This window comes from Niastella koreensis GR20-10 (assembly GCF_000246855.1).
In the GTDB taxonomy this organism is placed as follows: Bacteria; Bacteroidota; Bacteroidia; order Chitinophagales; family Chitinophagaceae; genus Niastella; species Niastella koreensis.
The window spans coordinates 676,454-703,067 of sequence record NC_016609.1 but is presented as its reverse complement, the minus strand read 5'-3'; the positions used below and the strand labels follow the sequence as shown (position 1 = coordinate 703,067).

18 protein-coding genes are annotated in these 26,614 nt (G+C 46.2%); 6 read left to right on the top strand and 12 right to left on the bottom strand.

The features are described 5' to 3' along the window. Positions 1-172: 172 nt before the first annotated feature. The 3 genes from rseP to NIAKO_RS02840 all read right to left on the bottom strand — a co-directional run bounded on the left by rseP (position 173) and on the right by NIAKO_RS02840 (position 4,479). On the bottom strand, positions 173-1,531 hold the full coding sequence (rseP, locus tag NIAKO_RS02850) for an RIP metalloprotease RseP (RefSeq protein WP_014216888.1): 1,359 nt from the start codon (positions 1,529-1,531) through the stop codon (positions 173-175). Positions 1,532-1,759: 228 nt separating this feature from the next. Next, a complete protein-coding gene (locus tag NIAKO_RS02845; RefSeq protein WP_014216887.1) occupies positions 1,760-2,929 on the bottom strand; it encodes a 1-deoxy-D-xylulose-5-phosphate reductoisomerase in 1,170 nt (389 codons plus the stop codon). Positions 2,930-2,985: 56 nt separating this feature from the next. Next, positions 2,986-4,479, bottom strand: coding sequence for a GH3 auxin-responsive promoter family protein (locus tag NIAKO_RS02840; RefSeq protein ID WP_014216886.1), 1,494 nt, complete (start codon positions 4,477-4,479; stop codon positions 2,986-2,988). 441 nt (positions 4,480-4,920) lie between these two features. On the opposite strand from NIAKO_RS02840, the gene rplU reads away from it, so the two are divergent. From rplU to NIAKO_RS02810, 5 genes are all read left to right on the top strand, one after another. Continuing rightward, entirely contained in the window at positions 4,921-5,223 is a 303-nt protein-coding gene (rplU, locus tag NIAKO_RS02835; RefSeq protein ID WP_014216885.1) for a 50S ribosomal protein L21, read from the top strand. A 143-nt stretch (positions 5,224-5,366) separates the two neighbouring features. Further along, positions 5,367-5,624: a 50S ribosomal protein L27 gene (gene rpmA, locus NIAKO_RS02830; protein ID WP_014216884.1), complete on the top strand. Its 258-nt coding sequence runs from the start codon at positions 5,367-5,369 to the stop codon at positions 5,622-5,624. Positions 5,625-6,306: 682 nt separating this feature from the next. Further along, positions 6,307-9,735 (top strand): pyruvate carboxylase, encoded by a 3,429-nt coding sequence (locus NIAKO_RS02820; protein WP_014216882.1) that lies wholly within the window; start codon positions 6,307-6,309, stop codon positions 9,733-9,735. Positions 9,736-9,858: 123 nt separating this feature from the next. Continuing rightward, entirely contained in the window at positions 9,859-10,218 is a 360-nt protein-coding gene (locus NIAKO_RS02815) for a four helix bundle protein (RefSeq protein WP_014216881.1), read from the top strand. Between the two features lie 144 nt (positions 10,219-10,362). Beyond that, entirely contained in the window at positions 10,363-12,036 is a 1,674-nt protein-coding gene (locus NIAKO_RS02810) for a DNA polymerase/3'-5' exonuclease PolX (RefSeq protein WP_014216880.1), read from the top strand. Between the two features lie 85 nt (positions 12,037-12,121). Here NIAKO_RS02810 and NIAKO_RS02805 read toward each other — a convergent pair whose 3' ends face one another. The 3 genes from NIAKO_RS02805 to NIAKO_RS36320 are packed head-to-tail and all read right to left on the bottom strand — an operon-like array spanning position 12,122 to position 17,834. Further along, positions 12,122-15,901, bottom strand: coding sequence for a sensor histidine kinase (locus NIAKO_RS02805; RefSeq protein ID WP_014216879.1), 3,780 nt, complete (start codon positions 15,899-15,901; stop codon positions 12,122-12,124). Next, a complete protein-coding gene (gene mazG / locus NIAKO_RS02800; RefSeq protein WP_014216878.1) occupies positions 15,898-16,686 on the bottom strand; it encodes a nucleoside triphosphate pyrophosphohydrolase in 789 nt (262 codons plus the stop codon). The genes NIAKO_RS02805 and mazG overlap by 4 nt, the downstream gene beginning before the upstream one ends. A 14-nt stretch (positions 16,687-16,700) precedes the next feature. Further along, positions 16,701-17,834, bottom strand: a complete 1,134-nt coding sequence (locus tag NIAKO_RS36320; protein ID WP_014216877.1) for a DUF3667 domain-containing protein — start codon at positions 17,832-17,834, stop codon at positions 16,701-16,703. 120 nt (positions 17,835-17,954) lie between these two features. Here NIAKO_RS36320 and NIAKO_RS02790 point away from each other — a divergent pair, with 120 nt between their 5' ends. Further along, entirely contained in the window at positions 17,955-18,779 is an 825-nt protein-coding gene (locus tag NIAKO_RS02790) for a hypothetical protein (RefSeq protein WP_014216876.1), read from the top strand. A gap of 104 nt (positions 18,780-18,883) precedes the next feature. Here NIAKO_RS02790 and NIAKO_RS02785 read toward each other — a convergent pair whose 3' ends face one another. The 6 genes from NIAKO_RS02785 to NIAKO_RS02760 form a co-directional block, all read right to left on the bottom strand. Continuing rightward, positions 18,884-19,201: a hypothetical protein gene (locus NIAKO_RS02785; protein WP_207622491.1), complete on the bottom strand. Its 318-nt coding sequence runs from the start codon at positions 19,199-19,201 to the stop codon at positions 18,884-18,886. A gap of 17 nt (positions 19,202-19,218) precedes the next feature. After that, positions 19,219-21,798 (bottom strand): sodium:solute symporter family protein, encoded by a 2,580-nt coding sequence (locus NIAKO_RS02780; RefSeq protein ID WP_014216874.1) that lies wholly within the window; start codon positions 21,796-21,798, stop codon positions 19,219-19,221. A 164-nt stretch (positions 21,799-21,962) separates the two neighbouring features. Further along, a complete protein-coding gene (locus NIAKO_RS02775; protein WP_014216873.1) occupies positions 21,963-22,904 on the bottom strand; it encodes a dihydrodipicolinate synthase family protein in 942 nt (313 codons plus the stop codon). Between the two features lie 11 nt (positions 22,905-22,915). Further along, positions 22,916-24,088: a sialidase family protein gene (locus tag NIAKO_RS02770; RefSeq protein ID WP_014216872.1), complete on the bottom strand. Its 1,173-nt coding sequence runs from the start codon at positions 24,086-24,088 to the stop codon at positions 22,916-22,918. Beyond that, positions 24,073-25,035, bottom strand: coding sequence for a dihydrodipicolinate synthase family protein (locus NIAKO_RS02765; RefSeq protein ID WP_014216871.1), 963 nt, complete (start codon positions 25,033-25,035; stop codon positions 24,073-24,075). The genes NIAKO_RS02770 and NIAKO_RS02765 overlap by 16 nt, the downstream gene beginning before the upstream one ends. A gap of 82 nt (positions 25,036-25,117) precedes the next feature. Further along, entirely contained in the window at positions 25,118-26,590 is a 1,473-nt protein-coding gene (locus tag NIAKO_RS02760; protein WP_014216870.1) for a RagB/SusD family nutrient uptake outer membrane protein, read from the bottom strand. Positions 26,591-26,614 lie beyond the last annotated feature (24 nt).

Genomic DNA, 26,614 nt, shown 5'->3' with positions numbered 1-26,614 from the left:
GAATCCATTCGGGTACAATAAAGCTACCAGATCCCCTCCCATTCATCCCAACAATCCCATAAATCACAGTTCACACAATGGCAAAAAAATAACCCCGCCTCACTTAAGAAACAGGGTTCAATATATTCCGAGACTTTCGCGTTCAGCGTTAAGCGTTCGGCGTTAAGCTTCCCTAGTGTTTAAATAGATATCGCCAGAAGTCCAGTCCCAGTGCATAGGCCATAACGCCCAGCAACAGGATCATACCGGCCATTTGCGCATACTCCATAAACTTATCGCTTGGCTTGCGGCCGGTGATCATTTCGTACAGGGTGAACAGTACATGTCCGCCGTCGAGGGCCGGAATGGGCAGAATGTTCATAAACGCCAGTACAATGCTCAACAGCGCGGTCATTGTCCAGAAGCGTTCCCAATCCCACTGGGCGCCAAACATGTTACCGATGGTTAAAAAGCTACCCAGCGATTCGCTTGCCTTTACTTCCTTGCTGGTAAACAGCAGCTTGAAGTTCTGCACGTTCATAACCAGGGTATTCCAGCCTTTTTTCACACCTGCAGGCAATGATTCAAGGAAGGTATATTTCTTTACATCGAATTTCAGGAACTTATCGGGCGGTCGGGGATAAAAACCAATGCTGGCATCGGCCGTCAGCTTCATTTTAACGGTAACTGAATCACCACCACGCAATAAAGTCAGGGTTACATCTTTACCCTTGTAGTCTTTTTTTACATCGCTCAGCTGATAAAAAGAAGTGATGGGCTGGCTGTTGAAACCAATGATCTGATCGTCTTTCTGCAATACTTTGGCAGTAGCATTGGCGCTGGTATTTACGCTGTCTACCACAGCCGGGAACCGGGGGTATGCGAGCGGATCGCCTTTGCGTTTTATCAGCTGACTGATGGTGCCTTCCGGGATGGGCAGGTCCATGCTTTGTCCATCGCGAATGATATTGATGGTTTTGGCTTCGTTCAGGATAATATCGGTGCTCAACCGGTTGAAATTCTCAATTTCTTTACCATTCACCGCCATGATCTTGTCGCCGTCTTTTAACCCAATGCTTTTACCCAGGCTATCTACATACACGCCATACACTACATTTTTTGCAGGCAGGTATTCTTCGCCCCAATGCCAAAGGATCATTGCAAATAAAAAGAAGCCGAGTATGAGGTTAACCGTAACACCGCCGATCATGATGATCAAACGCTGCCAGGGTTTCTTACTGCGAAATTCCCAGGGTTCCGGTGGCAGCTTCATTTGCTCTTTATCCATACTCTCATCAATCATCCCCGAGATCTTTACATAGCCGCCCAGGGGCAGCCAGCCGATCCCGTATACGGTATCTCCTATCTTCTTTTTTACCAGTGAAAACCAGGGATCGAAGAACAGATAAAATTTTTCAACCCTGCATTTAAACCATTTGGCGGGCAAAAAGTGGCCCATCTCATGTAAGACGACCAGTATGGATAAGCATAATATTAATTGTCCGGCTTTAATACCTACTACAGCCCAGTCTATTGCTAACAATGTGATCATATAATCGCTAAAACGCGGTGGTGTTTATTTTAAATTACGCTCAAAGTATTGAATTATCCCGCAATTCCCTTAACCGCTCACAAAAAACTTATAAAGCTTAACGCTTAGGCTGAAGGCTAAACGCTTAAAGCTTAAGGCCAGTTCCTCAATTTCAGGCCTTAAAACCATTTGCCGGGCACCAATATGTACAGCAATCAAGTTTTTTGCCTTCTGCCTTTAGCTTTCAGCTTAGAGCTTAATAAGGGAGGCGGCAAAATTACGGGCCTCCCCATCGCTGTCAAAATATTCTTCCAGCGTGGGTTTTTCTATAACCGGCACGTGTTGCAGGGTCCGTTCAATGAGATCGGTCATATCCAAAAAGCCAATACGATTGCGTAAAAATGCGAATACGGCAATTTCATTGGCGGCATTCAGCACACAGGGCTGGTTTCCACCCCTGAAGAGGGCGTCGGTGGCCAGTTGCAGGTTGCGGAATGTTTTGGTATCGGGTTCCTCAAATGTAAGCTGGGCGGGGGTTCTGAAATTATACCGCGGGAACTGGTTGGGTATACGATGCGGGAAAGCCAGGGCATACTGAATGGGCAGTTTCATATCGGGCAGCCCCATCTGCGCTTTAATACTTCCATCTTCAAACTGCACCATGCTATGAATAATACTTTGGGGGTGAACAAGTACCTGTACCTGGTCGGCCTGCAGGTCAAACAACCAGCGGGCTTCTATCATTTCAAGCCCTTTGTTCATTAAAGTGGCCGAGTCGATGGTGATCTTTGCTCCCATTTGCCAGTTAGGATGCTGCAGCGCATGATCGCGCTTTACATTCACCAGGTAATTGGGCTTTTTACCAAGAAAGGGACCGCCGCTCGCTGTTAAGATCACTTTCTCGATCTTGTTGCGGGTTTCACCTACCAAACACTGAAATATGGCCGAGTGTTCGGAATCTACCGGAATAACAGGCACTCTTTTTTCGATGGCCTTCTGCATTACAATATCACCGGCCACTACCAGCGTTTCTTTATTGGCCAGCGCTACGGCTTTACCTGCATCCAGGGCGCATAACGTAGGGCGTAAGCCGGCAAAGCCAACAATGGCTGCCAGCATCATATCATACACATCCATGCTGGCTACCTCTTCCAGTGCTTTTTCACCGGCAAATACTTTTACATCGGTATGTGAAAGGGCTTCCTTTACTATTTTATATTTAGCCTCGTCACCTATTACTACAATATTGGGATTGAATTGTAAGGCCTGTTTAATCAACAACTCCTCGTTACTAAAAGCAGTCAATACCTCGGCGGAGAATTTGTCGGGATTGGAAGCAATCACTTCCAACGCCTGACTACCCACTGAGCCTGTTGAGCCGAATATTGCTATGCGTCTGTGTGGAAAACTGTTCGACATGTTCCGGTTTCAATAAGTTTTTTAGTAAGCTAAATCAGAAGGCCTTAACGCTAAAACTACTCTACATATTTTTCAAGTGCCGTTGCAATATTACGATCATTGCTTAACCGGGGCACTTTATTCTGACCGCCTAATTTACCTATGGATTTCATATAATCGATAAACCCATGCTTTTTAACCGGGCGAATATGCAATGGTAACAGGATATTACCAGTGATAAGATCGTCGTAATAAATGTTCTTTTTGCGCAGGTTCTCATTTACCTTTTCAGCAAACCGTTCCAGGTTGGCCGGGCGGTTCTCGAATTCTATGAACCACTCGTGGTACGATTTTCCTTTACCCTGCGCTATCATGGGCGCCACGGTGAACTCGGTAATGTGCACACCTTCTTCTTCGGCTGCTTTTATAAGACTGTGTTCTACTTCTTCCCCAATAACGTGCTCGCCAAATGCCGAGATGAAGTGTTTGATGCGACCCGTTACTACCAGCCTGTATGGATTGGTTGAAACGAATTTAACGGTATCGCCGATATTATATCCCCACAAGCCTGCATTGTTGTTAATGATCAGGGCATAGTTCTCGCCTACTTTCACATCTTTCAGTGACAGGCGGGTTGGGTTGGCGTTGAATATTTCACCGGCAGGAATAAACTCAAAGAAGATCCCGCTGTTGGTATTTAATAATAAGCCTTCGGCATCCTGCGAATCCTGGAACGCCATAAAACCTTCGGATGCAGGAAATGTTTCAATAGTTGCCACTTTGCCGCCGATACTTTCCATCAGTCTGTTACGGTATGGCTCAAAGTTTACACCTCCATGCACCAATACAGAGAAATTAGGGAAGATCTCTTTGATCTTTTTACCGGTCTTCTCCTGCAAACGATCGAAATACATTTGCGCCCATGGCGGAATGCCGCTTATCAGGGTCATATCCTGATTAAGGGTTTCAGCCACTATTTTATCGAGTTTGGTTTCCCAGTCTTCGATGCAATTGGTTTCGTAAGAAGGCAGCTGATTAGCGCGCAGGTAACTGGGCACATGATGGTTCACTATACCGCTTAACCGACCGGTAGGGATACCGCCAATGCGTTCCAGTTCGGGCGAACCTGATAAAAAAATCATTTTACCATCGGTAAAATTGGTATTACCCGATTCGGCTATGTAGCATAACAGGGCATTGCGTGCCGTGTTAATGTGGTTGTCGATGCTTTCTTTACTTATGGGAATATACTTCACACCACTGGTGGTGCCGGAAGTTTTAGCCAGATAAATAGGCAGGCCTTTCCAGAGAACATTGTGTTTGCCTTCCTTTATCTTTTCTATATAGGGCTTAAACTGTTCGTAGTCGCGCACCGGTACGGCCTGTACGTATTCTTCATGCACATTGATCTCCGGTAAATGGTGTTCTTTACCAAATTCGGTAGCCTTACCTATTTTGAGCAGCTCTTTCAGAATGGCTTCCTGATCGGCTACTGCGGTGGTCATGCCCTTTTTTACTCCTTTATATATGTAATGGGCAAAAGGTTTTGCCAGAAATGATTTTATTTTCATTGAATCCCGTATTCCATCATTTAGGAAAAACAAACCTACATCAATTAGTGAAATACGCAAAGATTGATTTGCAGTAATTCACGCAAAGCTATTATTAACTCATTCAATGCGTGATTGTTCGGAAATGGAACTGTTAAAAAACGGGTAGCAGTTCACAGTTCTTCGTTCCCAGTTCCTAGTTCTCAGTTCGTATTTCGTTGTTCGCAGTTACCGATTTCCGGGCAACCGGGCCTGGAAACCGGTAACCGAGCTACATATATTATATATAATACACTAATCAAACCCGGCTCTACATAACTATAAATGGCTAATAATCAGTATTTCCTACTAATTTGCCGTAAAAGCGGCCATTTTCGCCGGGAGAATCGTAAAAAAAATCGCTTTAAAGCCTTCTCAATCTGAAGCAAACCCTTACCTTTGCACTCCTAATTTTGGAAATTTATGTTTGCAATAGTTAAAATCGCCGGACAGCAATTTAAGGTTCAAAAGGACCAAACTTTATATGTACCGCGTGTAGACGGTAAAGCCGGAGATAAAGTAGAATTTTCAGAAATCCTCCTGTTGGATGATGCAGGTAAGTTGTCTGTGGGCAGTGCTGTAAAAGGTACTGTTAAAGCAGAAATCCTTGATCAAGTACAAGGCGATAAAGTAATCGCTTTTAAAATGAAAAGAAGAAAGGGTTTCCGCAAGAAACACGGTCATCGCACCCACTACACAAAGATTCAGGTAACAGCAATCGCATAATACATTCCAATAAACAAATCGCAGGCTCCAGATTCCTGAGCAAGTGCATTTGAGTTTATCCGGACATGAATTTGGTTCTTGTTATTTGAGTATTGGTTCAGTTGAATAAGACATTATTTTAAAAAAGTTTCAAACAATCTACCATGGCACATAAGAAAGGGGAAGGTTCCGTAAAGAACGGTCGCGACTCACAAAGCAAACGCCTGGGCGTTAAAATTTATGGTGGTCAATCAGCTATTGCTGGTAACATCATCATTCGTCAACGTGGCACTGTTTACCATCCCGGAAAAAATGTTGGTATCGGAAGAGACTACACCATTTTCGCATTGACTGATGGTGTTGTTGAATTCAGAAAAACCAAGAACGATAAGACTATCGTTAGCGTAGTAGCAGTAGCGTAATTTGTTATTTGTAATGTTGCCCGCATAGTAATTTTTTCACATTTCGTGAAAAAATTTTTGGCGGTTTGGAAATAGTTTATATTTTTACATCTGTTAAATTCTATTTACTAACCGTTAAATTCACAAAAACATGGCAACTAAGAAAAAAGCTGCAAAAAAAGCTGCTAAGAAAGCAGTAAAGAAAGCCGCTCCAAAGAAAAAGAAAGCTGCAAAGAAGAAATAACTTCGGCTTTTTTTGAAGCAAAAGATACTAAGTCCCGAATTACTTCGGGACTTTTTTATTTTCATATGCTGAAGGCCGAACGCTTAAGGCTTAAGGCCAATACACTCCTATAAATACTCGCTACAACCCGCTACCAGCCTGCATTTCAGCCAATCAGCAGGAACATCACAAACAAAAAAGCAAACTGTTTTATTGTATTTGTATTAAGCGTTGAGCGTTTTGCTTTAAGCCTTCCCCGTAATTACTTATTTTTGCGCAACCTCATTCCTGTTTACACCAGCCTATATAAAACCACTTATCAACTTCTGCCCTGGTACCATTTTTTAAGTCACATGTGAAATCATCGTCAACATGGTTTCGTGTATCCGTACTGCCGCTTCGAACCAACCTTGTTGATGCACCGGTATAGCTTTTAGGGTTCCTTTATCGATACATAAACAAAAACTACAACTGCCTGTCATGTTTAAAAAAATCCTTGTTGCCAACCGTGGCGAGATTGCCATTCGGGTATTGCGTGCTGCTACAGAGTTAAATATTAAGACCATTGCCGTTTACACCTTTGAAGACCGCTACTCTCTCCATCGTTACAAAGCCGATGAAGCCTACCAGATCGGGAAAAACGATGATCCGCTGAAACCTTACCTCGATATTGAAGCCATCATCAACGTGGCCAAACGCGAAAAAGCCGATGCCATCCATCCCGGTTATGGTTTCCTGTCAGAAAACGCCCGCTTTGCACAAAGATGTGCCGAAGAAAACATTGTGTTTGTTGGCCCCACTGCGCATATCATGGACCAACTGGGCGATAAGATCGCCGCCAAAAAAGTGGCCAAACAAGCGGGTGTGCCCATGATCGAAGACAGCCAGGCCGATATCAGATCAACCGAGGTTGCTTTACAGGAAGCCAGTCGTATTGGTTACCCCATCATCATTAAAGCTGCTGCAGGTGGCGGTGGACGCGGCATGCGCGTAGTTCGCAACCATGAAGACCTGGAAAAAACTGTACTGGAGGCACGCAATGAAGCCAAAACCGCTTTTGGCAACGATACTGTGTTCTTTGAAAAATTCATTGAGTCGCCCAAACATATAGAAGTACAAATCCTCGGCGATCACCATGGCAATATCATTCACCTGTTTGAAAGGGATTGCTCCGTACAACGCCGTTTTCAAAAAGTAGTGGAAGTAGCGCCGGCCATCTCTTTAAAACCCGAAACGCGTAAACAACTACACGATTATGCCATTCGCATTTGCAAACAGGTTGGTTATAACAATGCCGGAACGGTTGAGTTCCTTGTTGACAAAGCCGAGAACATCTATTTTATTGAAGTAAATCCCCGCATCCAGGTTGAACATACGGTTACCGAAGAAATAACCGGTATTGATATCGTAAAAAGCCAGATCCTGGTGGCGCAGGGGTTTGCATTAACGGATGCGCCCATTAATATTGCTTCGCAGCAACAATTACAAATCTCCGGCGTGGCCATTCAATGCCGCGTTACTACCGAAGATCCTTCCAACAATTTTAAACCCGACTTCGGAACGCTTATCGCCTATCGCAATGCGGGCGGTCCTGGTATACGGTTAGATGAAGGCAGCTCCTATCCCGGCGTTAGCATCTCCCCTTTCTTTGATAGCTTACTGGTAAAGATCACCGCCAGCGGCCGCAACCTGGCAGAAACCTGTGACCGGCTGGTACGAACGTTAAAAGAGTTTCGTATACGCGGTGTAAAGACCAACATTGCCTTCCTTGAAAACGTGTTACAAAATACTACGTTTCAAAATGGGCTCGCTACCGTTGATTTTATCGACAACCATCCGGAGTTATTTCATTTTGAACCGAGAATGGACCGTGGCACCAAGGCCCTGCAATACATGGCTGAAATTATTGTGAACGGTAATCCCGATGTGCCGGCTGTTAACCCTGCCATTACCTTTCGCACGCCGGTAGTGCCCGATGTGGTGCAACAAACCGTCACCAAAGGTTCCAAAGACCGGCTAACCGAAATGGGCCGGGATAAATTTATTGACTGGTTAAAGAACAATCCCGGCATTCAATATACCGATACTACGTTTCGCGATGCACACCAGTCGCTGCTGGCCACCCGCGTACGCACTACCGATATGCTGAAGGTGGCGGAAACCGTGGCGAAAAACCATCCCGAGATCTTTTCGCTGGAAATGTGGGGCGGCGCCACCTTTGATGTAGCGCTGCGCTTTTTACACGAGTGCCCCTGGCAGCGGCTTCAACTGATGCGCGAACGCATTCCCAATATTCTGTTCCAGATGCTGATACGCGGGTCTAACGCCGTGGGGTATACCGCCTACCCCGATAACCTGGTGGAAACCTTTATTGAAGAAAGCTGGAAGAACGGGATCGATATCTTCCGCATTTTCGATTCGCTGAACTGGCTCGAAGGCATGCAAGTGAGCATTAATGCCGTTCGTGAAAGAACCGGCGGACTGGCAGAAGCCTGTATTTGCTATACCGGCGATTTCCTGGACAAGCAGCGCAATCAAAAATTCAACCTGCAATACTACATCGACCTGGCCAAACGCCTGGAAGATGCCGGCGCCCACATCCTGGGCATCAAGGATATGGCCGGACTGTTAAAACCCACGCAGGCAGGCATACTGGTGAGTGAGCTGAAAAAATCGATCAACATTCCCATTCACCTGCATACGCACGATACTTCCTCTATACAATCGGCCACCTATTTAAAAGCTATTGAAGCCGGGGTTGATGTGATAGATGTAGCGCTTGCTTCTATGTCGGGCCTTACATCGCAACCCAACTTCAACTCCATTGTAGCCATGATGCAGGGCCATGAACGTGAACAGCACATGAACCTGCATAAACTGAATGAACTCTCCAACTACTGGGAAGATGTGCGCGAGTTTTACTATCCGTTTGAATCGCAGTTAAAGGCCGGCACTGCCGAAGTGTTCGATCATGAAATTCCGGGCGGACAATACTCCAACCTGCGGCCGCAGGCACGTTCACTGGGGTTGGAAAACCAGTTTACCGATATCAAGAAGAATTATGTGGTGGTGAATAAACTGTTTGGTGATATTGTGAAAGTAACGCCCTCCTCAAAAGTTGTGGGCGATATGGCCCTGTTCATGACGGCCAATGGCTATACCGAACAGGATATTTTTGATAAAGGCGAAACCATCTCCTTCCCCGACTCGGTAATTGGTTTATTACGCGGCGACCTGGGCCAAACACCCGGTGGTTTCCCGGAAACACTGCAGAAACTGGTGCTCAAAAACGAAAAACCCTTTACCGACCGGCCCAACGCACATTTACAACCGCTGAACCTGGTTAAGGAAAGGGAAAAATTTGAAGCCAAATATGGTAAGCAATATTCCCATCTCGATCTGCTGAGCGCCCTGTTCTACCCTAAAGTATTCGACGAATACCATCAGTTTAAAATGGCGTTCGGGGAAGTGTATTATGTGCCCTCCCCTGTTTTCTTTTATGGGTTGAAGCCCAATGAAGAAACGCTTATTGAATTAGCGCCCGGCAAAAGCATTCTCATCAAGTTTTTACATATGAGCCAGGTTGATGAGAATGGCTACAAACAGGTATTCTTTAAACTGAACGGACAAACCCGTTCCATTTTTATAAAGGATAAAAGCTTCACATCCGTAAAGCCCGCGCATAAAAAAGTGAGTGCGCCCAACGAAATTGGCGCGCCGCTGCAAGGCAAGCTGTCGAAAATACTGGTAAAAGCCGGCGATGCGGTACAAAAGAACACGCCATTATTTGTAATCGAGGCCATGAAAATGGAAAGCACCATTGTGGCGCCTGCCGCGGGAGCGGTTAAGGGGGTGGTGTTAGCTGAAGGGGTGTTTGTGGAGCAGGATGATGTGGTGGTGGAACTGTAAGGGTGAGTTGTGAGTTGTCAGTTGTGAGTGGGCTCGCGATTATTCGGACATCTGTATATGTCACGAACTCACTCACAACTCAACAGTCGCTATTTACTATTCCATTAAACTTAAATCCATTGTATGTTTTTAGATCTTTCACACACAAAACTGAACGTATACCAACTTTCGCAGGAATTAGCCATGGAGTGTTATAAAATAACAAGGACATTTCCAGTTGATGAGAAATTTGCCATGGTACAACAAATCAGGAGGGCAGCGCTATCGGTTCATCTTAACATAGCCGAGGGCTGTTCCAGGAAATCAAAAGCTGAAAGAAAACGATTTTTTGAAATTGCCAGGGGCTCTGTAATAGAAATCGATAGCGCAATAGGCATAGCCCACAAATTAACGTATGCAACTTTAGAACAACTGAAACCGCTTGGTGATGCTATCATTAATAATTTTAAAGTATTAACCGGGATAATTGCTAAAAACGAGTAGTCAGGCCGCTGCGGCAAATTATCACAAATCCAAAGATTTCGCGAGCCAACTCACAACTGACAACTCACAACTCACTTGCTTCTCTCGCAACTCACAGGCTTTTTCCTTAATTTAGCTCCTGTTATAATTAAGAATCACTCTACTATGATCGACAACTACTTCATCGCCGACCAATTTTCCCTGCTGGCCAAATTAATGGATATGCATGGGGAAAATTCGTTCCGGTCGAGGACCTATTCCAGTGCAGCCTTTGCCATTGAAAAAGTAACGCATCCCCTTGCTGACATGCCGGAAGATAAACTGGTATCTATTAAAGGCATTGGTGATTCTGTTGCTAAAAAAGTAATTGAAATAGTTCGTACCGGCAAACTGGGCGCCCTGGAAGATATTATTTCCAAAACGCCACCCGGATTACTGGAAATGATGAACATAAAAGGTCTGGGACCGAAAAAAATAGCCACCATCTGGAAAGAGATGGGCATTGAATCGGTTGGTGAACTGTTGTATGCCTGTAACGAAAACCGCTTAACCCTGTTCAAAGGGTTTGGCGAGAAAACGCAAAAGAATGTGCAGGATGCCATCGAGTTCTATATGAAGAACCAGGGCAGTCACCTGTATGCAGAAACGGAAGTGTATGCAATAGCCATCGACACTACCCTGAAAAAAGAATTCCCGCAACAACAATTTGCCCTTACCGGGCAGTTCAGGCGCCAGGTGGAGATCATTGACCAACTGGAATGGGTAACCACGGCTACTGACGAGGAACTGCAGGGCTTCCTGGGTTCCAATAATTATAAAACCCAGGAAACGCTGGAAGATATCTTCAGCGTACTGGGACCCGAAAATGTGCTATTGAAATTTTACCGGGCTACACCGGAAACCTTCCACTCCGTTCTTTTTGAAACCAGCGGCAGTGAAGATTTTATTGCTGCCTGCAAGGCGTTACCGGGTTGGAACTCCAATGCTTCGTATCAAACCGAGGAGGAAATATTTTCTGCCCTGCAACTGCCGGTGATTGCGCCGGCCTTACGGGAAAAGCCATCCGTACTGATTTCCAAACACAACCAGGCTGCCTTAATACAACCTGGCGATATCCGGGGCATCATTCACAGCCACAGCCAATGGAGCGATGGCCAGCATACAGTGGAAGATATGGCCAAAGCCTGTATAGATCAGGGATATGAATACCTGGTGATCAGCGATCACAGTAAAAGCGCCGCCTATGCCAATGGATTAACTGAAGAACGCATTCGCGAACAACACCGGTATGTGGACGAGCTGAATGAGAAATTCAAACCCTTCAAAATATTCAAAAGCATAGAGTGTGATATTTTAGGTGATGGCGCCCTGGATTATTCCAACAATGTACTCTCCACTTTCGACCTGGTGATCGCATCCGTGCATTCCAATTTAAAAATGACGGAAGACAAAGCCATGATGCGGTTGCTGAACGCCATTCGTAACCCCTACACCACCATCCTGGGGCATATGACAGGCCGCTTATTGCTTAGCCGTCCCGGTTATCCTGTTGATCATGTAACCATCATCGATGCCTGTGTAGAGAACCATGTGGCAATTGAGTTGAACGCGCACCCCCGCCGTTTGGATATGGACTGGCGCTGGATTGACTATGCCATCGAAAAAGGCGTATTGATCTCCATCGATCCCGATGCCCACTCCATTGAAGGATATGATTGCCGCTATGGCGTACTGGCTGCGCAAAAAGGTGGATTGACGAAACAACAAAACCTCAGTAGTTATAGCTTACAGCAATTTGAAGAATACTTAGCTAATAGAAAGAAATTAAGAGGGATATAAATATAGTTCAGAGTTCCGAGTTCCAAGTTCAGAGTTCCAAGTTCAGAGTTCCGGGAGCTTGAAACCTGGAACTCGGAACCTGGAACTAATTCGCTCTTAGTAACGGGATCTTCACATAGAACGTAGTACCCGCCCCTTCCTTGGTAACAAACCAGATCTCACCTTTAGCCTGCTCCACAATACCTTTACTCATAGCCAGGCCCAGACCTGTACCGGACGTTTTGGTAGTAAAGTTGGGCGTGAAGATGCGCGATTGAGTTTGTTCGGGAATGCCTTCGCCATTATCTGTTACGCTTACAGTGATGTATTCGCCATTCAAATGTTCGTTCATCCTGATAATGCGGTAATCGCGGCTGGCACAGGCTTCTACGGCGTTCTGCAGCAGGTTGGTGAATAACCGGTTCAACTGTGTACGGTCGGCAAAGAGCAATACCCGTTGTTCAACCGGCGACCATTTAAAGTCGAGGTTGCCACCCGTGTTGTATAATGATGAAAGCGACTGTAACATTTCGTGCAGATCAAACACCTCATTTTTCGGGTTACCGATATTTGCAAACTGCGAAAAGTCGGACGCTATCTTCGCCAGGTGATCGATTTGCTCTACCAACGTTTTGGCCACATTGGTAGTGAGCACTTTTACATCGGTTTGATTATTGGTAATCGCCTTTTGTAAATACTGAATGCTCAGCTTCATGGGCGTAAGCGGGTTCTTGATCTCATGCGCTACCTGCCGGGCCATTTGCCGCCAGGCCCCCTCACGCTCACTTTTTGCAAGGGCTTCGGCACTATCTTCCAGCTTGGTCACCATTTTGTTGTACTCCCGCACCAACACCCCTATTTCATCGTCGCGTTTCCATTCAATGTATTCGTTCTCCTTACCCAGGTTTACTTCCCGCATCTTTTGACTGATGATGGTAAATGACTGGGTAATGCGGTTGGTGATCAACAACGCAATACCGCCTGCTATCAGGAAAATAAACGCGATCAGGTTAATAACCGTAACCACGAAGTTGGAGATCTCCTGCTTCAACTCCGTTTGGCTACTGTAGGATGGAATATTTAAGAAAGCCACGGCATGCCCGCGCTTATTACGAATGGGGGAATAAATACTCAGGTAATCGAGTTTGCCCACCTGTTCATTCGTTACAGTTTGGATCTGTTCCAGGTGGTACAACCGGTAATAGGCCAGCGGGTTCATTTTGGTACTCAGTACCCCGCTTGAATAAATGTTCATATCCTGGTTGCTGGTAACCCGTAACCCGCCAACGGTATCGTACAGGTTCACATCCATCCCATGCACTTCCGACATTTCCCTTATCAATTGTTCCATCCCTTCGCTGAACACCGGTTCATAAAACAAAGAATCGTCCGGCGGATGCTGCCGGTTGATACTCGTTTGAACCTGGTTCACCATGATCTGCATAGCCCGGGTTAGCCGGTCCTGGTTATTGCGCTGGTAACGATTTATAAAGAACAGGATGGTGGCCACACCAATTACACAAAACGAAAGCAGGCTCACCATCAATATGGTGCTGTGAATCTGCGACCGGATGCTTAACTGCATCGTCTGCCGCAAGGCCGACCAATGGAACCGGCTTCGGATAATGAGTGCGCTGAACTGGTAAAATGCCAGCATGAACAAAAAGGTACTGAACAGATAGGCGAACAGGGTGATGGCCTCGATGAATGTATTGCTCTTACGCGCAATGATCACCACTTTATCCGATGAAGGCCGGTACCACAATTCCTCAAAAGAATTATTGCGGCGGCGCTCAAATTCATTCTGGGGCAGCAGGTATTTGGATAAATGGGTGGGAAAGGCGTAATCGTTGTAACTCGAGATCAGGTTACGGCTACTGTCGTAAATGGCGTAAGAATATACCGAAGAATACTGTTCGGGCAGCAGGGGATTGTTAGACCTGAACAACTCGGGTGTCAACGCCTCATATTTATACCGGCGGGGATCGGCCAGTACAAACAAGGTTCCCAGTTTTGTTGTATCCCGGTAGGCTTCGCGCCGGTAGATATAACCGAATTTATCAAACGACTGTTCAAAGTATCGCATGCCGGGAATAGCCGTTTTCTTACCCTGGATCTTAAAGATGGTATTAAGGGTATCGTACGAGGCCTGTTCATCGTTGTACAAAGGCGCATCGGCCGAGTCGAATGTGAATATTCGCAGGTTATAACTGGTATTCACATCACTGTTTTTATTTACAATACTATCTTTAAGAAATGCATTGGTTTGTGGTTTGCCAAACCGGCTCATATTCTGCACCACAAAGTTGCTATCGAGGTAGGTAAATGTAAAGCTCAGGATATGCTCACTCGTAGGGTCTGACTGTAAAGCCAGTTTTTCTGCAAAATGCCTGCGGTCCTCCAGCTCAATTTTGCCATTCTCAAAAATGATCACGGCCGACATGGACCCGGAGAATACGAATAACCAGAACAATACCTCCGACACATTGAGCCTGAAATTCAACCCGGCAAAAATGCGTTGCTGCATCAGCCACATAAACGCCATCAGCCAGGGCAACACATACAAACACAACTCCACAATGCTGTTGTTGTTTGTGAAGGTGAGGATCATTAACCCGATGGCGCCTACAATGATGAACATAAAGTAATTGCGGTCGCCTACCATTTTTCCTGCCACTGTTAACAGGATCTGCGACGTGAAAAAATAGCTGAGGGCCAGGGTTGCCAGTACTATAAACCCGATAAAGCTATAGGGGGTGGCTATTAAACTAAAAAAGTTGGTTACGTTAAAAGAGATCTTGGCATCGGACACCATGGTTTGCAAAATAGCAGCAAACGTAAAGGTGAGAATTACCAGGGCGCTTACCGAGGCTATCAATGCCGCCCAGTTCTTCCACGGCTCGTGGTAAGGGCGGATAGAGGAAATATTAATCCGCCGGTTTATAAAGATAATTATCCAGCACAATAGCAGGGCATTGATCAACAGATCGCCCAGCGAACTTAAGATAAAGCTGGACCCATAAATAGCCGGGTCGAACAATTCGAATTGGCGTAATGCCAGGATATTCGGAAAGCCATACACGATCAGCCGCATGGCCAGCACCACACAAGTGAGTAATGATATCCCATACCAGATGCCATATTTACGGCTGGCAATATCCGCTATCTGATGCAGAAACAGGAACAACAGGAAGAACCCGAGTATGGTGGTTAATATCACCCAGGTATTGTGCGGCTTACCGTACAGCGTGTTTTGCTTCAGGTAAAACATCACCTCTCCCGCCGTATTTTTTACCGGGAAATCAGTAACGGTATTGGCAATGTCTACCTGCCGGGTGGCGCCCTTCAGGTCAACAAATTCTTTTTGCAGGTTTTCCGTTTCCACATTGTATTGCCACTTTCGCATAACCGGTATCAAGGCTTCGGCAATGAGGCGACGGTCGTTTCGCAGGTACAGGATCCGGGCGGTATGTATATATACCCCGTTCGACAGCCGTTCCATGCGGCTGCTCATGCTGTCTTCCGATAAATGTTTTACCGGTTGTATCAGTTGTGTATTCCAGAAAAGCAATGCGGGCGGCGCATCAAATTCAGTTTCGTCATAAATGTATAAACCATACCCCTTCTTGTTATCGAGCAGATTCTGCAGCTGGGCTTCGGTATAATTCTGATCAACCAGCTGCCCCATTAAAGTGGTATCGGCAGTAACCTGTTGAAAGTCTTTTTCCTTTTGCTGAATGCGGTTTTGAATTAACCGCGCAAAATACCGGGGCGAAGTAACATCGGTCACATACCTGTTCAAAATATAGGCAAGTGTAAACAGGCCTATGGCAGCCAAGAGTGTATAGGTATACCTGTTAAATAGTTTTTGCTGCAGATGATTCAAGTATCGGGGTTTTGTTTTTTGATCGCGTTCCAGATGGCATCCATTTCACCCAGGGTCATATCGGCCAGGGGCTTGCCCTGTTGTAATGCCAGCTGTTCCATGCGGGTAAACCGAGAAATAAACTTTTTATTGGTTCTTTCCAATGCGTTCTCAGCATCTATCTGCAAAAATCGTGCATAATTGATAAGGGAGAAAAGCAGGTCGCCAAACTCCTCCTCTATTTTATCGGGTTCATTGGCCGCTACGGCTTCGTGCAGCTCCTGGGTTTCTTCGTTAACCTTATCCCAGACCTGCTCCCGGTTGTCCCATTCAAACCCAACCTGGCGGGCCTTTTCCTGCAGGCGGGTTGCTTTTACCACGGCGGGCAGGGAAACAGGCACACCGGCCAATACCGACTTCTTGCCTTCTTTTAACTTCAGCTTTTCCCAGTTCTGTTTTACTTCTTCTTCATCTTTTACCTGTACATCGCCATATATATGCGGATGGCGGTGGATGAGCTTTTCGCAAATACTATGAATGGCCTCTTCGAGGGTAAATTGTTGTTGCTCAGTACCAATCTTAGCATAGAATACCAGATGCAGCATCAGGTCGCCCAGCTCTTCTTTGATGCCCTTCCAGTCTTTATCGGTGATGGCATCGGCCAGTTCATACATTTCCTCAATGGTAAGCGGGCGCAGCGTTTGAATGGTTTGCTTTTTATCCCAGGGACATTTCTCCCGCAAATCGTCCATAATACCTACCAGGCGCATAAATGCATCCGCCACCGCTTGTTGTTGTTGTGCCATAAATCACCAAATTGTTAAAATTTAAACACCGCAAATAAAAAGAACGCCATGAACAGGAAGATGATCGACCAGAAGGCGCATGTATTCAGGATAATAAACTTGAGCATTGTTTTGCCTGTGCCCTGCCCATAAAATTTGCGCATGGCTTTGTAAGCATACCATACTCCGTATAACAATACTACAGCCTCTATCCAGCCAACCCAATCCCAGTCCATTGACTCGTGGACCTGGTTCAACCCAAAGTAAACCAGCAGATCAATGAAGGTAAAGATATACAGATATATCAGAAATATGCCGTGTGTTACATACAGGAACTGTTTGCGGCGAACGTATAATAATTTAAGGTAGAAGGCATACAGTGGCAATGAAATGAACAACAGATAAGGAAAGGTATGAACAAATTTCTCCAGCAGGTCGCGCCACATAGCCTGCTGATCGCCCTTGTACCGGGCATTCAGTTCAATTTCGCGGTGTTTGCCCTGCCGTTGCACCCAGCCATCCCGTTCGGCTTTAGGCAGTGTTTTTTGTACGGAATCATATTCCCGGACGGAAGCATACTCCGCCTTTGGATTGATGAGGTTGAAATTATAATTCTTCTTCCTGATCTTTTTGGTATAGAGAGGTATGGTATCTGTCTTCTTTTCTTTTTCTTTCTCTACCGTTCGCATATAGGGCTTCGCCAGATCAAGCGCATTCAATACCGCAGCCGTATCTGCTGCAGTCTTTGCTTTGTTAAGCGCCTTTGCCCGCACAGAATCGGGTAAAGCTGTAATGATGCCCAGCTTGTCTTTCTTATCTTTTTTATCTTCATCTGACCCTTCCATTCCGTGAAAATGGAAGACGGAATACAGGCAAAGGAAGAATAAAGCGGAAGAGAACACATACATCCTGATGGGGTGCAGATAACGGGCCCTGCGGCCTTCTAAATATTCTTTTGGTAAAAACCCCGGACGGGTAATCAGTAACCGGGTAGTGCTGAAAAACTTACCGTCGAAATGGGTAATATCGTAAAAAAAATGGCTGATCAGGCCCCAAACTGTTTCTTTTGGCTCAATATTTTCCTGTCCACACACATGACAATATCTTCCATAGAGTGCCGCATTACAATTCAGGCAAATTTTCTCGTGACGTTCGTGACTATGTGACAAATGGGAAATTTTAACTAAAAATAAGGAAACAGGTTATTTTACAGAAAAATTCACGGTTCCGTTGTATTATTGGACCAAATTATTCGTTACTAAAGCGCAAAAAATCAAGCTGTTTATAATATGACCAGAATTTTGGGATTGTCTCTTCTTATTAGTTTTATTGCTCATACAGCGTATAGTCAGCACTATTACAATGACCTGGTAATGACCAATGAAATTGTCAAAAAAAGAGCGGTATTCCAGGCTAACAAAGTAAGATCGGTAAAAATGACCAGTTTCGATGGCAATAACCAGCCCATTGAAGGTTTTGGCGGTACCCAGGCAGTTTCGGCTTCGGCCATTACTACCGAAACCTCTACCAGTCTGAGTGGTAAAGACGAAATCACCCATTATTTTAACGAGAAGGGGCAGTTGACCCAAAGCATCGATACTACCGATGGCAACAAGGTGATTATTCAATACACCTACGATGCCAGCAATCTTATTACCGGTATTGTGAATATGTCGTTTTCCCCCGGCGGTTACTCTACAAGGGAACAACACCTTTGGTTTTATAAAGACGGTAAGCCAGAAAAGATGCTGAAAATAAAAAACGGTTCAGACACCACGGTAGTAACCTTTAAGCTGGATGACAAAGGGAATGTGGAGGAAGAAAAAAGCATACATGCAGGTACTGAACAACCTATGGTGTATTATTATTTCGACGATAAAAACCGGTTAACCGATGTGGTAAGATATAATAGCCGCGCTAAAAGATTATTACCTGATTATATTTTTGAATACAATGAAACCGGTAACGTTAGCATGATGCTGGTTACTACTGCCGGCGGCGCTGATTACCAGAAATGGATTTATAAGTACGATGATAAGGGATTGAAGCAAAGGGATGAGTGTTATGCGAAGAGTAAGATGCTTATCGGTAAGATAGAATATAGTTATCAATAAATAATTGTCAGTAGTGAGTAGTCAGTAGTGAGTGGGTTCCCGATTTTTAAGACATCTATAATTTCGCGAGCTTACTCACTACTTACTACTCACTACTCACTGTTTTACCATATCTCTATAGTGCCTTCCAAATCGCGGTCGCCGGAAACCTTTATGACCAGTTTGCTGGCAATAAAACTGTTGCCTTTGTATTCGGGCGATGCGGAATAACCTAAATTATTGCCGGCTGCCAACAGTTCTTCAATCATTCCATCGATGCGTGATTTCTCCTCCAGCACAAATTCAGGCACATAAATGATATTCATCGCCACATCCTGGCCGCCCCAATCCAGGGGCATTAAATGAAGTTTTACCAGTTCTTTTTTGGCATATAAAGCCTGGGCTTTTTCCTGGCTGTCGATCTGTGAATAGTCTGGTTGCATATTCCCCAAAATAAGCATTATTTATTTTTGGGTGGCAATAATATACTAGCCACATACGCCACCAACACACAGACCAATACCGCTGCGGCGGGGTACAGGAAGAAATTGATGATGTTGGCCGCCTGAATAAAATACAAACAAATAGCACTCACCACAAACCCGATAAAAATGCCTTTGCTGTTGATGCGCGGGAAAAAGATGCCTGCTACAAACATGCCGGCCAAACAACCGCCAAACAACCCGATTATTTTTATGTACTGGTCCCAGATAGAAGCATTGCGCAGGTATACCATATAAACAGCGATCAAACAACCCAGCGCCCCCAGCAGCACGGTTACCCGGCGGGCAAAAACAAAACGCTGTCTGTCGGTACTGGCGGGTTTGGCGCTTTGATAAAAATCGGTTGTGATTACGGTGGCAATAGAGTTCATACTGCTGCTGATGGTTGACATGGTAGCTGCAAACAACCCGGCAATAACCAACCCGGCCAAACCGGTTGGCAACTGGTTGCTGATGTACCAGGGAAACACATCATCTGTACGGCCATGCGGATTCAACGCAGCCGGATGGTGCCGGTAATACACCCACAGGGCAGTTCCCACACTAAAGAAGATAAGCGAGGCCGGTATCACCAGGATGGCATTGGTATAAATTGATTTCTTAGCTTCATTTTCGGTTGAAGTAGTGAGGTATCGCTGCACTACTACCTGGTCGCTTGAATAGGTGACCAATTGGGTTAAGAACCCGCCTACAAACACCACCCACAAAACAGGTTCAGTGATGGTCCAGTCGGGGATGGCCAGCCGGAATTTATGGTGGTCCATGGCTTCGGTAAACAATTGTCCAAACCCGCCATGTAAAGAACCGGCAATAAAAAACAGGGTTGCCAGGGCACCGCCGAGTAATACACCCACCTGCATCACTTCCGTCCAAACCACAGCCTCGATACCGCCCGATACGCTATAGGCCGTAGTAATTAAACTGGTGCCAATGATACAGATAAAGATGTTGATGCCGGTAACGGCACTCAACACCAGGGCCGGCAAATAAATTACGATCCCCAGCCTGCTTACCTGGAACAACACAAAGGTTAAACTGCCCAGCCATTTTACCTGCCGGTTGAACCGGATGTTGAGGTATTCGTATACACTGGTGAGTTTTAATTTGCGGAAATAAGGCAGATAAAAATACACCACTATGGGCGCTACTACTACTATCATTACATTGTTTAGCAGGTACACCCAATCGGTAGCATAGGCTTTGGCCGGAATGGCAATAAACGTAAGCGCGCTTAGCTTGGAACCGAAGATACTCAACCCCGCTGCCCACCAGGGAATTTTTCCACCGCCCAAAAAGAAACCGCTGGTAGTGCGTTGCATATTGCGCGATACCACCACGCTGATGCCGATCACCAGTAAAAAGTAGATGCCAACGATGGTCCAGTCGAAGATGCGAAAGCCACCGGGTGGTTGAATGGGAGTGGCCATTAATACGCGATTGGTACGTGTGCCTGGCCGTACTTCACCGCCTGGCAGCACCAGGTTACCATTCCACACAACGGCTGTAGTGGTAACCGGCGCCCAGGTACTGTTAAGGGGGTTGCTCTGCGAATCTGCTCTATGATCGGTAAAAACATGTCCGATAGTGCTCCAGGTATCGGTTATTGAGTTATACATCCACACTTCATTGGCGAAGCCGGGATGCTTTTGTTGCAGTATTGCGTTCTGGTCAAAATACTTTCCGTTATCGCCACCAAACACCAGCAAATGGGTTTGGCCGGTAGTAAAGGCAGGCGATGGCGCTGCAGCCACTGACTGTGGCAGTTCGGCAATGCGGGTCCAGCCTTTGCCGGGTAGGTATTTGTAGGCGTCTTTTAAAAAGGTACGGTGTACCGTGCTGTCATCTGCCTGCTTGTTGAGCGTAATGCCGCTTAATAAATAGAAGGCGCCTTCCTGCGTGGCGGCTACAGCCATCATTCTACCCGGTCCGGGCCAGGGTGTTTCTGTTTTCCAGGCCCGTTGTGCGGCAGGCACTCCCAGATCGAGCACCCAGAAATTTGTTGCTGCTTGCGTGGCCGTTGGGGTGACAGTGCCACCGGCTATGTACAGCCTGGAACCTATTACCAATCCGCATGCATTGGCAATGGGTGTTGGCAGGCCAGGCAGTTTTTCAGTTCCAATAGCACCATTTTTATAACGCAGTAACAATACTTCGTTGTAATGTTTTGTTGCATCGCTTCCACCCGCGACAATTACGCCATCCTGAAAAGTTACTGATACACCATATGCCAAAGGATGCGGCAGCTTACCCACTTCTTTCCATTGGCCGTTGGGTTGTTCAAGGGCAAAGATCTTATCGTACCAGGTTTTGGCAGCGCCGTTCCAGGGCGTGCCGCCTGCACCGAAATTAGATCCACCCGCAACCAATAACGCCCCGTTTGATACGCCGGCAAATGAACCGGCAAAACCAACTGTGTCGGGTATGGCCGGGAGCTGGGTCCATTGCAGGTAGTTTTTTGTAGAATCAGCTGCTCTGCTATAGAGGGAGCTGACGATAATTAAGCAAATGAGGAATATATATAGAGGTCGTTGTTTCATTTTGGCATTTCGTTATTATGAGCAAGTGAGTAGTGAGTAGTCAGTAGTGAGTGGACTCGCTTAATTTCTGGCAATCCGAACATTCGCGAACCTGCGAAAATTACAGACGCCTGAAAAATCGGGAACCTACTCACTACTGACTACTGACTACTCACCTATTCTACTTAAGACACTACAGCCACATTCGATTTACTAACCCAGTTAAAGAATCCAATAGCCATCAAATCAGCTTCCAGTAATTTGTATTCGTTCTCTTTGAATGGGTTCAGCGGATAACGCACATTGCCACAATCCAGCCCTATCAGTTTCATCATAGCCTTTTGCGCCCGCAGGCCGCCGTGTTTTACAATCACGCGAACCATTTCTACCGAAATATATTGCAAACGCTGCGCTTCTGCCAAATTACCTTTTTTAAATTCTTCTATCAGGGTGTTGTATAAAGGCGCAACAAAATTGTAGGTACTTCCAATGAATCCTTTGGCGCCGGTTGCCAGCGCGCTAAGCAGCATTTCATCGGTTCCGTATAAAATATCGTATTTGTTGTTGTCGAAGTTAACACAGGCCTGGTAGTCGTGGATCAACGGGGCGGTATATTTAATACCGGCGAATGTTGGCATGGCCTGTCCTGCTTTTTCAAGCAGCTTCACCATATCCAGACTGATACCGGTTAAAGCCGGAATATTGTAATAATACAATGGCAAGGAAGGAGCGCCCTTTGCAATTTCCTGCAGGCATTGCACCAGCAGATCAATGGAATCTACCTTAAAATAAGTGGATGGGGTAGCTGAAATATAATCGGCGCCAATCTGCTGCGCATGAGCCGCCAGCTGCCGGGCTTCGGTGATGCTGTTATGTCCCACGTGCACAAAAACCAGTAATCTTTTATCCGCTGCTTTTACAAATGCTTCGGCCAGTTGCTTTCTTTCTTCAGTGGTCAGGGAAGGACCTTCACCGGTACTGCCACAAACAAACATGCCCTTTACCTTATTATCAATTAACAGGTTTACTACATCGGGGACTTTACTGAAGTTGATGGTTCCATCGGGGTTCATTGGTGTAAAGGGTGCAGATATCAGTCCGCTGAGGTGACTCATGTGTGTGCTCATTGGTTTTTATTTTACTTATTCAACAGTTCTTTGGCGATCAGTTTTTGAAAGATGATTGTTTCATACGGGTTTTTGTTACCCGCTTCGTATAAACAGTTTATTGTTCCATTGGGTAAAATAGCCATACAGGAATAAGCCGAAGGCCCTGCATATAAAGTGCGGATAACCGGCCAGGTTTGTCCCTCGTCATAACTTGCCCTGATGGTCATATTCATTCGTTTGGCTGAGGCAGGGTTCAGGAACAGCATGGTACTTTTTGTTTTTTTACCAGGCCATGCATACCGCACAATACTTGCCTGGCATACCGGTTCTACCAATACCGGCACATCAGCCGGGGCCGTCCAGGTAATGCCGCCGTCGTAGCTAATAGCCTGAGCGCGGCAGTTGCGTTGGAAATAGGAGCGCATGTTCATCAGCAGGGTGCCATTGCCATCTGCCACTTCTATTACCTGGCATTCGTTCATCTTAGGAGTAATAGTGCCGCCCAGTTTCCAGGTGGCGCCATGATCGTCGCTATAAATGCTGTGCGAACCCATGGCAGCATGGCCGGTTGCAGGAATAGTGGTAGAGTCGTCGTAACTAAAATCGCAGGGAATTACCAGCCGTCCTTTGTGCGGGCCATTCTTTATTTGAATGCCAATGCCGGGACCAGTAGCATACCAGCCCCACTCCTTTTTCTTGGTAGTAGCGGTTATATTTTCGGGTACACTCCAGGTTAACCCATCATCGTTGCTCTTCATGATCCATACCGTTCGGGTGCTGCGGCTTAATTTCTTTATGATATCGCCTTCTTTATCATCGCCCATGTTATGGGTGCTGAGCAAACAAACGGTACCGGTTGTTTCATCCACTACCGGGCAGGGATTGCCACAGGTATTGGTGCTGTCGTTCCAGATAACCTGTTGTTTGCTCCAGGTACGGCCGCCATCGGTGGAGCGTTTTAATAACAGATCGATGTCGCCGGCATCGGCCGCATTGTTCTTTCTGCCTTCGCAAAATGCCAGCAACGTGCCTTTGGTAGTAGTAACAATAGCCGGAATGCGATAGCTTTTATAGCCGTTCGTGCCAGACACAAACAGCGACAGGGTATCGGGTTTTGTTGCTGCCTGGGCACAAACGGCATTGGGTGCGCATATCAGCGTAACCAAAACAAGAAAGCAGTAACGATTTATAATTCTTTGCATAGTGTTAATTCGTTTGTAAGGGAGAAGAACGCTTCCATTAATTCATGCGCAACAGGACGTAATATGTTCACCTCGCGTTCATCGATGCCATTGTAGGGCCAGCGTAAACGTGTACCCACATTGGCCCAACCACCAATAGCTGCCAGCAGTTTATCAGCCGCCTGGTTGCTATACCCCCGGGTACTGATAAATGGCTGAATATACTGGCTCATAAAAAGCTGTATCCCCTTCTCTATCTGCAATGCCTTCGGCAGATCGGTCAACATCAGGTTGTACCATTGCTGAGCGGCAGCCGGATGAATACAGGCCACGTTTGAATAGGCGCCATGCGCACCCAGACTAACGCCGGTGGCCAGGTGATGTCCGGGTACGAACAGGGATAATTCCGGCGCCCATTTTTTCATGGCTATATACCAATGCGCATCACCGCCTGCAGTTTTGCAGCCAACCAGGTTAATGCCCGCTTCTTTCAGTTGAAAGAATTCCTCCGGGCTCAGGCGCTTTTTTGCATGGGGCGGATTATACAGCACCAATGGCACCGGCGCTGCTTCTTCGGTTAGTACCTTCAGGTAGTTGATCACTTCCGGCATGGAAGGGGACGACCAATCGGGCAAAATAACCTGGATAGCCCCGGGTTGCAAAGCTGCCGCCCGTTTCACCCGCTCCCGCGCCATTACCGGACTGGTATGGCTGGCGCCGATTTGAAAAGGCATCCCGGCCGCATTGCATTTACCGGCCAGTAACCTGCTGATGGCATCAAACTCTTCTTCGGTTTGGTTGTAAAACTCACCGGCCGTTCCGTTTGAATAAATACCATCCACCTGCATGGCTACCAGGGTATCGATCTCTGCTGACAGCGCTTTATAATTGATGCTGTCATCATTATTAATGGGGATCAATAAAGTGGCCCAATTGCCTCTTATGTCTGATGCGTTTAATGGTTTCATTGTTCATTTTTTGCCTTCCCCCGACCCTCCCGACCTGTCGGGAGGGAGGTTGGACTCTTGGCTATTGCCCATTGTCTATTGATTAATACCCATCCGTCTGTAATAACTGACCATTATTAGCCATTACATTGGCGGCCAGTGGCCAGAACAGCGGGGTTGTTTTTCCAACCAGGTTCGGTACATAAGCATATACATTGATGGTACCTCCCTTATGAAAACGAACCAGGTCGAACCAGCGCTTGTTCTCAAAGAACAACTCACGGCCACGCTCATCCAGGATCTCTTTTTCTACACTTGCCTTATCAGTACCACCGGTATAATTTCCAATACCGGCGCGGTTACGGGTTTTGTTCAGGTACTCGATCGCCTTTATGGTATTGCTGATACCTGCATAGGCTTCTGCTTCCATCAGGTAGATCTCACCCAGGCGGTATACGATGATATCATTATCCGATACACGGTCATCGGCATATTTGTTTCCGGGCAGTTTGGTGATCCAGGATATTTTTAACGTAGTGCCCTGGCGTTCGGTTACCCAGGTAAATGGAATGCGTTTGTCGCCGCTGGGAAATAAAGCTTTTGACTGAGGACTTATCTGATAAGCACCCTGTCCGTTTGACGTAGTGATGCAATAAGGTAAGCTGTCGATATTCGTAGCCCCGGTAATTCCGGTTTGGTAAGGCAGGGCGTTGAGCCCATAGTTGGCGCCGCATTCGTCGCGGTTGAAATAAGCAGCCAGTACCACTTCCGTATTCGCCCGTGTTGTGGTTACTTCCTTAAAATCGGTGCGAAGCGACAGCCCAGCCGTTTTCTCCACTTCTGCCAAAGCCGTGATGGCGTCGTTAAAATCGTTTGATCCACCGCCCAGCACTTTGGCACTCCACAATTTGGCATCGGCTTTCAAGGCCTGTGCCGACACATATGAGAACCGGTATTTACTGGCAATGGTTTTATCGGGGAACAGCGAAAGCGCCTGGTCAAGATCGGCAATGATCTGTGTCATTACATCTTTGGCCGGTGACCGGGGTAACTGCGGTACGTTTTCACTGGAAATACTTTGCAGCATTAAGGGCGCATCGCCAATAATGCGAATGAGACTGAAATAAAAATAAGCGCGCAAACTGTAGGCTTCGGCCATCACACGCTTTTTGGTAGCGTCGCTGGTAAAATTGAAGTTCTCAATTTTTGCCAGCAACAGGTTACAGTTACCAATGGCTTTATACCAGTTGGTGTAATCGAAGGCGCCGGTGGTGGGCGAAATGTTCTGCGTCCATGCCTGGGTAAAGCGGGAGTTGAGCGCAGACACCAGTTCTTCGCTGCGTTCCGTGCCATAGGTAATGTTACTGGCTACACCAGTGATGTTTTGCGGGCCGGTTTTTGCCGATCCCCGCAGGAAGATATAGATTCCCACAACGTACGGATCAAAATCATTTTCACTTTGAAAGTAGTCGGCATCTGTAATCGATGATTCCGTTTTTGATTCCAGCAATTTATCGCAACCGGTTGTCATCAACAGGAAGCAGCTGCCTATAATAATCAACAATAATTTGTTCATATTCTGTAATTACAATCGTTATAA